This is a genomic window from Thermococcus sp. CX2 (assembly GCF_012027555.1).
Taxonomy (GTDB): Archaea; Methanobacteriota_B; Thermococci; order Thermococcales; family Thermococcaceae; genus Thermococcus.
This window is the reverse complement of the sequence record NZ_SNUQ01000004.1, coordinates 46,001-59,670: the sequence shown is the minus strand read 5'-3', so window position 1 is coordinate 59,670 and position 13,670 is coordinate 46,001. Positions and strand designations below refer to the sequence as shown.

Genomic DNA, 13,670 nt, shown 5'->3' with positions numbered 1-13,670 from the left:
GGGTGAAAGCCATGGTGCCGAAGAAAAAGAAGGTCCCGGAATCCAAGGTGATGTCTCCCGTCGAGGAGGACGAAGAGTTCGACCCCTTTGATGAGGTTGAGGAGGGGTACTACTACGAAGACGATTTCGAGGAAGACTGGGACGAGGAGTGGGACGAAGAGTGAGGAGCGTCCCGTTTTTGATATTATTCTAACCCCTCCCCCTTTTTTGGGTGTTACAAATGGCCCGGTATTCCCAGAAGCGCAAACGCACCACCCTTAAAACCCTGGAAAAGAGGCATCAAATGCACAAGCCCAACCATGAAAGCTGGTTCTACTCCTTTGTACCCTTCAAGGTGTCCGCTGGGGGAACGGCACCCCTAATACCCATCCTGACCCTCGAAGTTGGGGGCGGGCCCACCGAAGTCGGAGTGGTGAACGCCGTCGGAAGTCTCGCCTCAATGCTGGGCGGGCTCTTCTGGGGAAAGCTAAGTGACAGGCTCAACAGACGAAAGGCATTCCTAATACTGGGTTTTCTTGGTTCGGCCATTGCAACGTTCTTCTTTTCCCTTGCCCGTACCGTGCATCAGGTCATGCTCATCAACGCAGTTTATACCTTCTTCATCGCGGCCACCATCCCGATACCCATCCTCATCATCACCAAAACATTTCGGCTGGAGGACTGGGACCACGCCATTGGAAGATTCAACGAGATAGGTGGCTGGGCATGGGTGGCGGGAATGGTAATAGGCCTGCTGGTGGTTAGTGTCGCAGACCTAAGGGAGCTCTTCGTGATGTTCGGAATCATCGGGCTCTTCTCGGTCCCACTGGGGCTGAAAACTATCAGGGAAATTCCGCTGCACCTTAACAGGCATATTCTCGGAGCATACTTTGGCTACGTCATAGAGAAGTTCCGGTATCTCCCAAACATGATAACACACCTACCGCGCTTTTCAACGGGCGGTGTTGGGGAACTCTACATTTCCAGCCTCCTTTTCTGGGTAGGGGCCATGCTGTACTTCAGCCAGTTTCCAGTTCTGCTAAAGGCCAACGGCTTTGGAACGTTCACAATCTACGCGATGAGCATAGTGAACTCTGCGGTCTCGGCCTTCATGTACACCCGGGTTGGGAGGAGCATAAAACAGAACGGGGGGAAGAGCGCACTGTTCAAGGGGCTTTCGCTCAGGGCCTTCGCATTTTCCCTGCTGGCCTTATCAACCGTTTCTGAAGGGAGATCATTCATTTTCCTGGCGGCGGTTTCCTACTTCCTCGCGGGTTACACCTGGTCCTTCATCAGCATTTCAACGACCTCTCTAATCTCCCGGAACGCCCCGCCTAAGAAAAGGGGAGCACTCATTGGGACCTACAATCTAATAAGCTCTCTCGGAGCGATAGCTGGAAACTTCCTGAGCGGAGTCATAACCTCGACCCTCGGGTTCACGGTGAACTTTACGATAGCATCGCTTCTGCTTCTGTTGTCAATTATTCCTCTAGGGAAAGGGGCGAGAGGATTAAAAGCCTAAGGCCCCAAATCCACATGGTGGTGCCCATGTTCCGGCTGAAGACGAAGATAGTTGAGGGGGATGGGAGCCTGAGCTACCTCTCCAAGGCTGCAAAGGGTCACGAGCGCGTTTTAATCCTTTCATCAAGCTCGATGAAGAGACACGGCTTTCTAGAGGAGGCCGAGGACTACGTGAGGGACGCTGGAGCAGAGGTTTTCTCGATAGTGGGCCTTCCAGCCGAGCCGAGTGTGGAAGTCATCGAGGAGTTCCTACCGAAGGTAAGGGAGTTTAACCCGGATCTTCTGGTGGCATTAGGTGGCGGAAGCGTCATAGACACTACCAAGGCGCTGAAGGTCTTCTACGACGCTCCGGATGTTGAGTTCGAGGAGATAGCCTTCATCGACCGCTTTTCCAAGCCGAAGCCCGTGCCGAAGCTCAAAACACCGCTGATAGCCATACCCTCCACCAGTGGAGCCGGCAGCGAGGTTTCGGCCGCGAGCGTTCTCAAGAAGGGTGGCATAAAGTACAACATCGTTACTCCGGAGATAGCACCAGATATAGCCATCCTCGATCCCCGCTTGCCCAGAATGATGCCGGCTGAAGTGGCGAGGAATTCCGGTTTGGACGTCTTGGTGCATGGAATAGAGGCCTACACGACGAAGACAGCCAACCCCTTCAGCGACGCGATGGCGATAAATGCGATAAAGATCGTCTACAAGTGGCTGCCGCTCTCCGTGAAGGGCGATGCGGAGGCGAGGGCAAAGGTCCACTACGCGGCGACCATGGCAGGGATAGCGTTTCTCAACGCACGCCTCGGCCTCTGCCATGCCATGAGCCACAAGGCTGCTTGGATAGGTCCCCACGGCCTGCTCAACGCGATATTCCTGCCCTACGTGATGGAGTTCAACATGAGGAGCGACTACGCGAGGAAGCGCTACGCGGAGATAGCGAGGGAGCTGGGCTTCTCAAGCGCCAAAGAGTTAGTGGAAGTCGTTAAGGAGCTAAACGAGATGCTCGGCGTTCCGAAGCTGAGCGAGCTGGTTGACGAAGAAACTTTCGTGAGCAGGGTCGAGGAGATGGCGGAGAAGGCCTACCGCGACGGGCTGATAGCCTTCAACCCGGTGGAGCCCAAGCCTGAGGAGATAAGGGAGCTCTATTTGAAGGCCTTCTACGGGGAGTGATTTATAAACCTCCCCTCCCTTCTTCCACCATGCACCCCCTCCTCAAGAAGGTCATCAGGGAGCGCTTTGGAAGGCTCAACGAGCTCCAGATGAAGTCTTTTAAAGAGGTTAGCGCAGGAAAGAGCGTTTTAATCATAGCACCAACAGGCTCGGGGAAGACCGAGGCGGCCGTTCTGCCCGTCTTCAATGCGATCCTTGAGGAAGGCCTCAAGCCAATCTCTGCCCTCTACATCGCTCCCCTCAAGGCCCTCAACAGGGACCTGCTCGAAAGGCTCGAATGGTGGGGGGCAAAGCTCGGCATAAGCGTCGAAGTTAGGCACGGGGACACTTCTGCCTACAAAAAGGCCAAACAGACGAAGAACCCGCCTCAGATGCTCATCATAACTCCAGAGACTCTTGGCGTTATTCTAACGGTAAAATCACTCCGAAAAGCTCTGGAGAACGTCAAGTTCATCATCGTGGACGAGATAGCCGAGCTGGTGGACAACAAGAGGGGAGCCCAGCTACTGCTCAACCTGGAGCGTCTCGCGGAGATAGCGGACTTCAAGAGGATAGGCATGACGGCAACGGTGGGCAACGAGGAAGAAATCAAGGAGTGGCTCGGTGCCGAGACAATCGTAAAGCCGAGCTGGAAGAAGCTCTACCGATTCCACGTGCTCTGTCCAAAGCCAAGGGAGGAAGACCTCAAGCTGGCCGAGGAGCTAAGCCTAACTCCAGACGTCGCGGCACGCCTCAGAACGCTCTGGGAAATCGTGGAAAGGCACGGTAAGGCGCTCATATTCACCAACACGAGGCAGTTTGCAGAGATACTCGCCCACCGCCTGAAGGCCTGGGGGAAGCCCGTCGAGGTCCATCACGGAAGCCTCTCGAAAGAGGCACGCATAAAGGCCGAGAAAGCCCTCAAGGAGGGGAAGATAAAGGCCCTAATCTGTACCTCCTCGATGGAGCTGGGAATAGACATAGGAGACGTGGATGTGGTTATTCAGTACATGAGTCCAAGGCAGGTCAACAGGCTCGTCCAGCGTGTTGGCAGAGCAGGGCACAGGATAGGCGAGGTCAGCGAGGGTTATGTAATAACGTCCAACGTGGAAGATTACCTCCAGAGTCTAGTCATAGCCAAGCATGCGCTTGAGGGCAGATTCGAGGCAGTTGAGCCTATCGGAGGCCTTGACGTTCTGGCGCACTTCATCGTCGGCCTGCTCGTTGAGTACAAGAAGCTCCCGCGGGAGAGGCCCTATGAGATAGCAAAGAGGGCTTACGTTTACAGGGATCTGAGCTGGAGCGATTATCTCGACGTTCTGGCCGTTCTTGAAGAGGCTAGGCTCGTAGGTTATGACGAGGAGACCAACCTGCTCTACCTCAGGCGCGGGGCTTTCCAGTACTACTACGAGAACCTCTCGACGATCCCGGACGAGGTTTCCTGGCGCGTCTTCGACGCAGGGAGCGGACACATAATCGGACGGCTCGACGAGAGCTTCGTTATGGACCTGGAGGAAGGAATGGAGTTCGTGATGAACGGGAGGAGCTGGATTCTCCTGAAAATCGACGAAGAGGCCAGGCTTTTGAAGGTGCGCGAGAGCAAAAGCTTGGAAAGCGCGATACCGAGCTGGGAGGGCGAGATGATTCCCGTTCCTTTTGGCGTTGCGCTCGATGTTGGGAGGCTCAAGAGGGAGCTGGCCTTCGACTTCAAACGGGCCCTCGAACTTCTGGAGGGGGTTGAGTTCAGCGAGGAGGAGCTCAAAAGGGCCTTTGAGGAAATCAAGGAGGAGCCATTCTCAACCGATAGGGACATTGTAGTAGAGAGCACGCCCAAGGCCCTGATAATTCACGCGGACTTCGGGAACAGGACCAATGAAGCCCTTGGAAGACTGGTACACTCCTTCCTCATTATGCGGTACGGAAAGGTCTTCTCGGTCAGGAGCCAGGCCCATGCGATAGTGATAAAGACGCCCTTCCAGCTGAATCCAAGTGAGGTGAAGGGCTACCTCTACCAGGATCCAGAGGCGCTGCCCTTTATAGTGGCCAGGGTCTTAAGGGATTCGCACGCCTACCGCTGGAGGATGCTCAACGTTGCCAAGCGCTTCGGGGCTTTGAGGAGGGACGCGAAGATCAGAAGAATCGAGAGGCTCTTCGAGGGGACGGCGATAGAGAGGGAAACACTGAGCGAGCTCTACCACGACAAAGTCGACGTCGAGAAGGGGAAGCTTGTTCTGGCGATGCTCAAAGCCGGAAGTCTGCGCGTTAAAACGGAGCTGAGGAAAGAACCTTCGACCCTCGCGAGGCTCAACGTGAGCGTTGGAGGGGAGTTCTTAATCGGCGGAGAGCTCGAGAGGGACGAGATACTTGAGCTGTTCAAGAGCCGGATACTCGACCACGGGGTCGTTCTTGTGTGCACCAACTGCGGCTGGAGCTCAAAGACTAAAGTTTCCCGCTTGAAGGAGAGGCTTAAGCACTGGGAGTGTCCTAAGTGCGGCTCAAGAATGCTTGCGGTAGCTCATCCGATAGATGCGGAGGAGTTCTTAGGGGTTCTCAAAAAGGTCAGGCACGGCGGAAAACTTGAGCCGAAGGAGGAGAAGGCATACAGGAAGCTCCTGAAGGCTGCCGACCTCATTGAGGCCTACGGCTTCGACGCAGTTCTAGCCTTGGCGAGCTACGGAACAGGCCCAGACACTGCGGCGAGGCTTCTGAGCCAGTACCGGGGAGAAGCACTCCTCGTGGCCCTAATGGAGCGTGAGAGGGAGTTCGTAAGGACCAGGAGATTCTGGGTGGATGTAAAGAAGGAGGAAGAGAAGAAGTCCGAGGAATAATGGGTTCCACAAATTATCTGTTGGTGGACCAGTTATATAAAGGCCGTAATGCGAAGGGAAAGTAAAAAGAAGGGGAAACCTCAGCTCTTTCCAAAAATCTCATTCAAGGCCTTCAAAAACTCACTTGCTGTGACAACATCCCTGACATCAATGTGCTCGTTCTTTGTATGTGAGAGGTCAAGGTTGCCGGGGCCGAAGACTATTGTTCTCGTCCCGTTGTACATGAAGTTTATCGCATCTGTCCAGCTCCTCATGCCGCCGAACTCGTCTATCTCCGTAACCTCCATCGCCTTCTTGGCCAGCTGGACTATCTCCTCGTCAGGTTCGAGCTCGTAGCCGTCCCATATCTCCGTGTACTCGTACTTGAGGGTGTACTCCTCGAAGATCGGCTCCATAAGGTCAAGGATGTCCTCGACTTCCTGATCTGGCAGAAGACGCGCCTCCACACGACCGCGGCAGAGGGCTGGAATAAGGTAGTAGGGGTTATCACAGGTCAGCTCCTGGAGGCCTATGTGAGCGTCGAAGTATTTGCCTTTCGCGTTGAAAGGTTCGAGCTTCTTGAGCTCCTCGAGCATCTTGAAGGTCTGGTCTATGGCGTTGATTCCGCTCTCAGGGCAGGCTCCGTGGGCCTCTTTGCCGTCAACCTCAAAGTAGGCCTCTATGTTGCCTGCGTGGGCTATGTGAACCTCTAGATCAGTGGGCTCAAGCACAACGGCCATCTTGGGCCTGTACCGCTCCATAAAGAGTGCACTCCCGCGACCGCCGTGCTCTTCGTCGCTGACGAAGACAATGCCGACGTTGAGATCCTTACCCTCTTTCTTAAGTTCTTCGAGCATAAGCAGAATCGCAGCTATGCCGCCCTTTATGTCGCTCGCGCCGGTTCCGTAGACGATGTTGCCCCTCACAAAGGGCTCAGCCCTCATCGGTATCGTGTCCATGTGGACCTCGTAGAAGAGCTCAGCGTCGGGATTGACGACGAGGTCGATTATCTCCCCATCGCTCTCGATGTAGACGTCGTAGTCGAGCTTGTGGAGAAACTCCATGATGTGAAGGGCTATACGATCTTCGCTCCCTGAGGGGGACGGAATTTTGAGGAGGTTGAGAAGGATTTCCTTTGCTCTCTCAGTTTTCATTTGGGTCACCTAATAAAGCTCCGTGGTTGGGTTTATAAACATCCCCCACGTAGGTTGAGCGGGCGATGAAGAGATTCATCCCTCCCGACGAGACTCGCTCCCTCGGATGAGGACGCGGTCCCCCCTGGAGCCCCTTCGAGGTGAGAGCGATGCCTATAGAGGACTTCCGCATGAGAAATGTAATACCCATCGAGATTCCACCCCACACAGTCATGCTAAGGGGCATCGGCTGGGACTCAAACATATACCTCATCAGGGATGGGCGAGAAGCGTTGGTCGTTGATACCGGAACCGGGATCAACTGGCACGTTTACACTGAGGTTTGGGAGAGCGAGGGCTACACCGAGGGAATTGAGAGGGTTGTCATCTTCAACACCCACGAACACTTCGACCACGTGGGCGGGAACTTGGCTCTGAAACGCTACTTCGAGGAAAAAGGTGCCGAGGTCATCTTTGCCACCCATGAAATTGCAGCAAGAACCCTCGAAAGGGGCGACGATTACGTCATCCTCTCCCACTACTACGGCCGAAAATACGAACCCCACGAGATAGAGGTCAAGCTCAAGGACGGGAACAAGCTGAGAATAGGCTCGGTTGAGTTAAGGCTTATCCACACGCCGGGCCACACCGCGGGAAGTGCGTGTCTCTATGAACCAGAAGAAAAGCTGATGTTCACGGGAGACACGATCTTTGAAGGAACAGTGGGGAGGACGGATTTGCCAACGGGCAACGGATGGGAGCTCCGGGAATCTCTGGAGATGCTCATGGAGTTCGACGTTTACCTCGGTTTGCCAGGCCACGGCTGGGTGATAAAGAACTGGAGTGAAAACCTTAGGGAAATCTTAGGGTGGCTCTGATGAGAAAGGGCAGCGTTAAGGAAGTTCTGGCAAAGATAAAGTATGACCCGCGCGAAGATGAGGGGGACTATTACGTGGTCATTGAACACCGCGGTGCCTACGGCGACGTGAAAAAAATCCCAGTCGAGCTCATCGAGCTCGGACACGGTTACTTCTTCGTCGGCGAGGCCCAGATACCATACCACAGAATCCTCCGAGTAGTGAGAAATGACGGGAAAGTCGTGTGGGAAACGAGAAAGGACAGGAGGGGAGAAAGTGATTGACGCCCATGCTCACTTCGAGTTCTACAAGAAGGAAGCGCCCCAAGTAATCGAGGAGTGCAGGAAGGAGCTCAAAGCCGTGGTTGATTCCATCACCGAGTACAGAAAAACCCACGTCTGGAAGAGCTGGGAACTTTTAAAGCCTTACTTTGGCTTCATCTTTCCGACGCTCGGCTACCATCCGAACGAAGCACGCAGGGGCAACTGGGAGAAGGTGAAGAAAGTCGAGGACTTCATCTGGGAGCACAAGGACGAAATCGTGGCCGTGGGCGAGATAGGCCTCGACTACCACTACGCGGAAAACGAGGAGCAGAGGAAGAACCAGAGGGCGATTTTTGAGCACTTCATTGAGCTGGCGGTCGAGCTTAAGCTGCCGGTGGTGATACACGCAAGGGAAGCGGAAAAGGAGGCGTTTGAGATTGTCCAGAGGCACGGCGTGAAAGCTTACTTCCACTCCTTCGCCGGAAGCCCAGAGCTGGCCAGAGAAATCGCAGAAAACGGCCACCTAGTGGGCATAAACACGGGAATAACCTTCATCCCGGAGGTTAGAGAGGCCGCCAGGGTTCTCGAACCCGAGGAGATTCTTGTCGAAACCGATTCTCCCTACATGAGCCCCTTCAAGGGGCAGAGAAACAAGCCGTGCTACGTAAGGGTTGCCATCGAGGAGGTGGCAAAGCTTAAGGGGCTTGAGTTCGAGGAAGTCGAGAGGATAACGGAGAAGAACGCGGTTGAGTTCTTTGGGCTGGAGGTGTGAGAAATGAACGTTCCGGAGATTGAGGAGCTTAAGAAGCTCTGTGAAGAGCTTGGGGAGAAGGAGCTAATCGTGAGAATAGATTCATTCGTGGCCCTCAACGAGGGACTGGTGAGCAAGAAGGGGAAAGAGTTCATAGAGGTCTCCGTTCTGGGCTTCGCCGAGGGAGTTCTGACGACCCTCAGCGCGAAGTATCCAGGGGATAAAAGGGTTCTGGGCCTTCTGGAGAGGGTTCGCTCAAGGAGGGAAGAGCTCGACTCCCTCTTCAGGAAGCCAAAGCCACCAATTTTCGAGGGCTAAGGATTTTATCAGCCCTGGCTGTACTCATCATCGGGAGCCCTCAGGAGAGCTCCGCTCATCACTTCCCTTATTCTGAAGGTAGAAGTCCTTAAAAAGCTCAACCTCCTGGACGTAGCTTCTCCTCAGCCTCAGCGCGGTGTAAGCCTTCTCAAGCTCCCTGCCGAGGTAAAAGGCGTGCCTCGGGCTTATCTCAAAGCGCTCAAGGATTGTGTCGATTATAGCGTTCGGCTCGTTGCCGACGATGGTCAAGACAGCCTCTGTTCCATGGTGAGCGTTCACCCATATTTTTCCATCTTCAAGCCAGATGCGGAAGTAAACGGGCTCGAGCTCAACTGGCCTCTCCTTGGCCTTGACGATCTCTTTAGCAGGCTCAAAGCGCCAGTCATTGCCCCTCTTCTCCTTGAGTATCAGCAGGTCGAAGCCGAGGTCCTTTGGCATCTCAAAGAGGTTCATGTCCACAGCTCTCCTCAGCTCCCTTATCGAGCCCCTAGCCTTTGCGCTCGTCTCGGTGGTCAGAAGCAGGTTTATCGAAAGCTCCTTTGCGATTCCAGCCAGTAAAGCGTTCATCCCGACGCTGTCGGCATCGTAGAGCTCGACGACGTTTCCAACGCCGGCAAGGAGAACGTCGTCTGGATTTCTCTCACGGTAGAGCTGGAAGGCTGTTATCGAGCGCGCCAGATAGGGCACGTGCTCCAGGATTAGGTCCGGGATTATCCTTCTGTAACCCAAATCAAGGGCCCTGGCCTTAAGCTCCTCAAGGAATTCAACCCTTTTCGCAGGTCTCGTTGGAAAATATCCCTTCGCCTGGTTGGTGGGGATGAGAACGACGGGCTTATCGGTAACGAGGCTCTCCAGGTTGCTATCATCGACGCTCAGGAAGAGGTCGGCGTGGTCGAGGGCCCTTTCGATTTCAGCGGTGTTTAGAGAGTCGAAGCTTACGGGCACGTCGAAACCTTTCTCCCCCAGCCTCTCGCGTATTTCGGGGATGAGCTCGACGAAGTCAAGGTTCGTCTCGCCCGCGATCATGCCGATGTCAATTATATCCGCCCCCTCACGGAGGTAGTAGAGGGCCTTTTGCACGGTTCCTTCGACGCCCAGCCTCGGGGCATCAACGACCTCGCCGAGGATTCTGGTGGGAAAGTCCCTCCCAGCAGGAAGGTTGCCAATGAGAACGTTCCAGGGCTTTTTGAGGGCATCCTCTATGTAGCGCTTGTTTCTCGTCCGGTTCCTTATATCCTCAACGCGCTTTAGGGCATCGAATGAGAACAGCTCATCGGCCGGAACTTCCCTGCTCAGCTTGAAGCCTTCTCTTACAGCCTTCAATACCTGAGGAAGGTCCATCGCGCTCCTCGGCCCCTTGAAGGTTGGAATGCCAAGCTCTTCCTCGATTTCTTGGGCCGAGCCCCTCACGAGGCCAGGAATTAGAATGAGGTCATAGTCATCGCTTTTGATTTTGGCCTTTTTCAGATAGCCGACTATCATCTCGGGAGTCAGGAAAGCCGCTACGCTCACAGGCGTAACGAAAACGTCGCAGCCCTTACCGTACTTTCGAACGAGCGGTTCGGCGAGCCTGCCAGTAACGAGGAGGATTCGCTCGGGAGGGTTCATGGTGAAGGGTTGACGTTCCCGCTATTTAGGGCTTTCGTACAAACTTCGCCTTCACGAAAGGGCTAAATGCTCCCGGGACAAATTCTCTCCGGTGATGTTATGATCCACGTGGGAACCTGCGGCTTCTGCGAGGCTAAGGGCAGATACTTCCGAGACTTCGACACGGTTGAGATCCAGCAGACCTTCTATCGCATTCTCCAGGAGAAGACCCTAGAACGCTGGCGGAAGGAAGCGCCGGAAGGGTTCATCTTCTCGATGAAGGCCTTTCAGGGAGTCACCCATCCTCCGAACAGCCCCACCTGGGGGAGGAGCAACGTGAGGCCAAGCAAAGATGTCGGCCTTCTGAGGCCAACGAGCGACGTCCTTCACTTCTGGAGGCTCACCCTTCGGGAAGCAGAGATCCTCGGCGCGCGCTTCATACTCATCCAGCTCCCGAGGAGCTTCAAGGAGAACGAAGAGAGCTTTGAGAACGCCGAGAGGTTCTTCTCGATGATCGATAGGGGCGAATTTGAGATAGCCGTTGAGCTTAGAGGCTGGAGTGAGGATGGGATAAAACGCTTCGTGAGGGAGTTCGATGTCATAGACGTCACAGACCCGCTCGTGAGGATTCCGCTCCACCACGGCGATGTGAACTACTACCGCCTCCACGGGCGCTACGAGAAAGGGAGGATAGTCTACAGCCACGCCTACACGGACGAGGAGCTGGGAAAAATAAGGGAAAGGGTTATCGGGTGGAACAGAGGGGAGAGCTTCGTCTACTTCAACAACTCGAACATGTGCGCCGATGCGAAGCGCTTCAGGGCAATGCTCTAGGCTCAGGCACGGGTCCAGCTCATCACGCCGCCGCACGGAGCGCGGTTTCAGCCCGTCCCGTACGCCCCCTTCGGGGGCTCCCCTCAAGGGGGCTCATCATCGCTCCCCTACGGTTTTCACAGGATAGAGCCTCACTCGAATCCTGGCTTTCTGACGTTGAGCACGTCTCTGTTCACGAGAGTTAGCGGAACTTCACCGTTCTTGAAAGCTATTAAATTCCTCGCGACCAGCTCGGCCATGGCCTCGCGAGCTCCGTAGGTGGCGCTACCGATGTGCGGGGCCAAAACGACGTTATCCAGGCTGAAGAGCTCCTCGTTGTAATATGGCTCCTCCTCGAAGACATCCAAGCCAGCTCCAGCAATCCAGCCCTCCTTGAGGGCCTTGACGAGCGCCTCCGTATCGACGACCTTTCCGCGGGCGATGTTGACGAGTATCGCGGTCGGCTTCATCAGTTTCAGCCGCTCCTCGTTTATCATGTGATAGGTCTCCTTTGTAAGCGGAACTGCAAGGACAACGAAGTCGCTCTCCCTCAGGAGCTCGTCCAATGGCTTGAACTCAGCGCCGAGCTCCTTCTCAACTTCTGGCTTCCTCGTGCGGGAGTTGTAGAGTATCCTCATCCCGAAGCCCTTAGCGCGCCTCGCTATCGCCTGACCGATTCTGCCGAAGCCAACTATTCCTATGGTCTTGCCGTAGACGTCGTAACCGAGGAACATCAGCGGGTGCCAGGCAACACCGCGCTTCTTCCACTCACCGGAGCGGACGAACTTATCGGCCTCAACGAGCCTCCTTGCCGTTGCCAGGAGGAGAACCCAGGCCATGTCTGCGGTGGCATTGGTAAGAACGTCTGGCGTGTTGGTGACGTAGATTCCCCTCTTAGTTGCCTCCTCGATGTCTATGTTGTCATAACCTACCGCGTAGTTGGCCACAATCCTGAGCCTTGGGGCGGCATCGAAGACCTCGGCGTCAATCCTCTCGCTCAGCATGGTAACGAGGGCATCGACGTCCCTTACCTTCTCGAGCAGGACTTCCCTCGGAATCTCGTGCTCGTCCTCCCAGACCTCGACCTCAAAGTACTCCCTCAACATCCTTATTCCGTTCTCGGGAATCCTTCGGGTAATGAAGACCTTGGGCTTCACGTTATCACCCCCATCTAAATATAGGCGCTGGCTATAAAAACCCTAACGGTGAGCGTTAAGTATGCGCATCAGGGGAGAGATAACCGACATAAACGAAAACGGTCTCGGGGTCCTCAAAGGTGAGAAGCAGATTTACATTCCCTTCTCTTATCCCGGTGATTACGTTCTTGTCAGGCGAACGAAGAGGCGCTTCGGCAGGAGAATCGCCACTGATTTCGAGCTTCTTGAGCCCTCGCCGCTGAGGCAAATCCCGAGATGTCCTCACTTTGGGAGATGCGGCGGCTGCCTCTGGCAGGGGATGAAGTACAAGGAGCAGCTGAGGCTTAAAGCGGAGCTCTTCGAACGGATAACAGGGATAAGCGCCGATGTAAGGGGCTCTCCCAAAATCTGGGGCTTCAGGAACGTGAGCAACTTCATCGTTACAACCGCTGGGATCGGCCTCAAGGAGTACGGGAACCCGCTCGGCGTCGTGGATTCAGGGGAGTGTCCAATCTTCTCGAAGAGAACGCGCGAGTATCTGAATGCCCTCAGAGGTTTCCTCGAGGAGAGTGGCCTAAGGCCCTGGGACCTGCGGAAAAAGAGAGGCGACGTTCACTATCTCCAGATTAAGGAGGGCAAGTTCACGGAAGAAGTTATGGTAAACCTTATAGCCCATGTTCAACCCATCAGAGAGGTCCTGCAGGCCTTTAGTGACTACTTCTCTTTCGCGGATTCCCTCTACTGGAGCCTCAAGGCCGATGAGAGGGACGACCCGAAGGGAGAGCCGGGGCTTATAGCTGGCCAACCTTACATCCAGGAGAGGATTAAGGACGTGGTGTATCTCATCCATCCGAACAGTTTCTTCCAAACCAACAGCTACGCCTTAGCCCTCCTGCTGAAGGCCGTCGAGGGCTTCGCCGATGGGGAGAGAGTTCTTGACCTCTATTCTGGCGTCGGAACCTTTGGCGTCTGGCTGGCAAAGAGGGGTTTTGCCGTCGAGGGCATCGAGCTGAATCCTTTCGCAGTGGAGATGGCGAGGAAAAACGCTGAGCTGAATGGGGTTGATGCCGTCTTCAAGGTCGGCCGAGCTGAGGAAACGCCAATCGGCGATTACGACACCGTGATAGTTGATCCGCCGAGGAAGGGGCTGAAGGAGGCAGCGGAACTTTTGATTAAAAGCGGCGTTGAGAGGGTCGTTTACGTCTCCTGCAATCCCAGGGCGTTCAAGCTCGACTACGAGAACCACTTAAAGAAGGCATACCAAGTCGAGGAGGCAGTTCTGGTCGATATGTTCCCGCATACGCCGCACGTTGAGGCGGTGATCGAGCTGAGGCGTAAGATTTAAAAGCCAAATTCTTACGCTTA

Annotated in this window: 13 protein-coding genes; 10 read left to right on the top strand and 3 right to left on the bottom strand. The window is 54.9% G+C overall.

Going from position 1 to position 13,670, the window contains the following annotated elements:
• Positions 1-11 precede the first annotated feature (11 nt).
• The 4 genes from E3E23_RS08515 to E3E23_RS08500 all read left to right on the top strand — a co-directional run bounded on the left by E3E23_RS08515 (position 12) and on the right by E3E23_RS08500 (position 5,468).
• Entirely contained in the window at positions 12-164 is a 153-nt protein-coding gene (locus tag E3E23_RS08515; protein ID WP_167907974.1) for a hypothetical protein, read from the top strand.
• A 119-nt stretch (positions 165-283) separates the two neighbouring features.
• A complete protein-coding gene (locus tag E3E23_RS08510) occupies positions 284-1,501 on the top strand; it encodes an MFS transporter (protein ID WP_240920780.1) in 1,218 nt (405 codons plus the stop codon).
• 26 nt (positions 1,502-1,527) lie between these two features.
• Positions 1,528-2,661 (top strand): iron-containing alcohol dehydrogenase, encoded by a 1,134-nt coding sequence (locus tag E3E23_RS08505; RefSeq protein WP_167907970.1) that lies wholly within the window; start codon positions 1,528-1,530, stop codon positions 2,659-2,661.
• 29 nt (positions 2,662-2,690) lie between these two features.
• A complete protein-coding gene (locus tag E3E23_RS08500) occupies positions 2,691-5,468 on the top strand; it encodes a DEAD/DEAH box helicase (protein ID WP_167907968.1) in 2,778 nt (925 codons plus the stop codon).
• Positions 5,469-5,548: 80 nt separating this feature from the next.
• On the opposite strand, the gene E3E23_RS08495 is transcribed toward E3E23_RS08500, so the two are convergent.
• Positions 5,549-6,601: a M20/M25/M40 family metallo-hydrolase gene (locus E3E23_RS08495; RefSeq protein WP_167907966.1), complete on the bottom strand. Its 1,053-nt coding sequence runs from the start codon at positions 6,599-6,601 to the stop codon at positions 5,549-5,551.
• Between the two features lie 149 nt (positions 6,602-6,750).
• On the opposite strand from E3E23_RS08495, the gene E3E23_RS08490 reads away from it, so the two are divergent.
• From E3E23_RS08490 to E3E23_RS08475, 4 genes are read left to right on the top strand one after another with little or no spacing between them, the layout of a single operon-like run.
• The gene (locus tag E3E23_RS08490) at positions 6,751-7,458 is read left to right on the top strand and encodes an MBL fold metallo-hydrolase (protein WP_206205693.1); all 708 of its coding nucleotides are present in this window, start codon (positions 6,751-6,753) and stop codon (positions 7,456-7,458) included.
• Positions 7,458-7,721, top strand: a complete 264-nt coding sequence (locus E3E23_RS08485) for a DUF504 domain-containing protein (RefSeq protein WP_167907962.1) — start codon at positions 7,458-7,460, stop codon at positions 7,719-7,721. The genes E3E23_RS08490 and E3E23_RS08485 overlap by 1 nt, the downstream gene beginning before the upstream one ends.
• Positions 7,714-8,472, top strand: coding sequence for a YchF/TatD family DNA exonuclease (locus E3E23_RS08480; protein ID WP_167907960.1), 759 nt, complete (start codon positions 7,714-7,716; stop codon positions 8,470-8,472). Before E3E23_RS08485 ends, E3E23_RS08480 begins: the two co-directional genes overlap by 8 nt.
• A gap of 3 nt (positions 8,473-8,475) precedes the next feature.
• Positions 8,476-8,769 (top strand): DUF3216 domain-containing protein, encoded by a 294-nt coding sequence (locus E3E23_RS08475; protein ID WP_167907958.1) that lies wholly within the window; start codon positions 8,476-8,478, stop codon positions 8,767-8,769.
• A 27-nt stretch (positions 8,770-8,796) separates the two neighbouring features.
• Here the strand turns inward: E3E23_RS08475 and E3E23_RS08470 are convergent, their stop codons facing one another.
• Entirely contained in the window at positions 8,797-10,377 is a 1,581-nt protein-coding gene (locus E3E23_RS08470) for a dihydropteroate synthase-like protein (protein ID WP_167907956.1), read from the bottom strand.
• Positions 10,378-10,476: 99 nt separating this feature from the next.
• On the opposite strand from E3E23_RS08470, the gene E3E23_RS08465 reads away from it, so the two are divergent.
• Positions 10,477-11,190 carry a DUF72 domain-containing protein gene (locus tag E3E23_RS08465; RefSeq protein WP_167907954.1) on the top strand — a complete coding sequence of 238 codons (714 nt, stop codon included), beginning with the start codon at positions 10,477-10,479 and terminating at the stop codon, positions 11,188-11,190.
• Between the two features lie 131 nt (positions 11,191-11,321).
• Here the strand turns inward: E3E23_RS08465 and gyaR are convergent, their stop codons facing one another.
• Positions 11,322-12,326 (bottom strand): glyoxylate reductase, encoded by a 1,005-nt coding sequence (gyaR, locus tag E3E23_RS08460; protein ID WP_167907952.1) that lies wholly within the window; start codon positions 12,324-12,326, stop codon positions 11,322-11,324.
• A 61-nt stretch (positions 12,327-12,387) separates the two neighbouring features.
• On the opposite strand from gyaR, the gene rlmD reads away from it, so the two are divergent.
• Entirely contained in the window at positions 12,388-13,650 is a 1,263-nt protein-coding gene (gene rlmD / locus E3E23_RS08455; protein WP_167907950.1) for a 23S rRNA (uracil(1939)-C(5))-methyltransferase RlmD, read from the top strand.
• Positions 13,651-13,670: the final 20 nt, after the last annotated feature.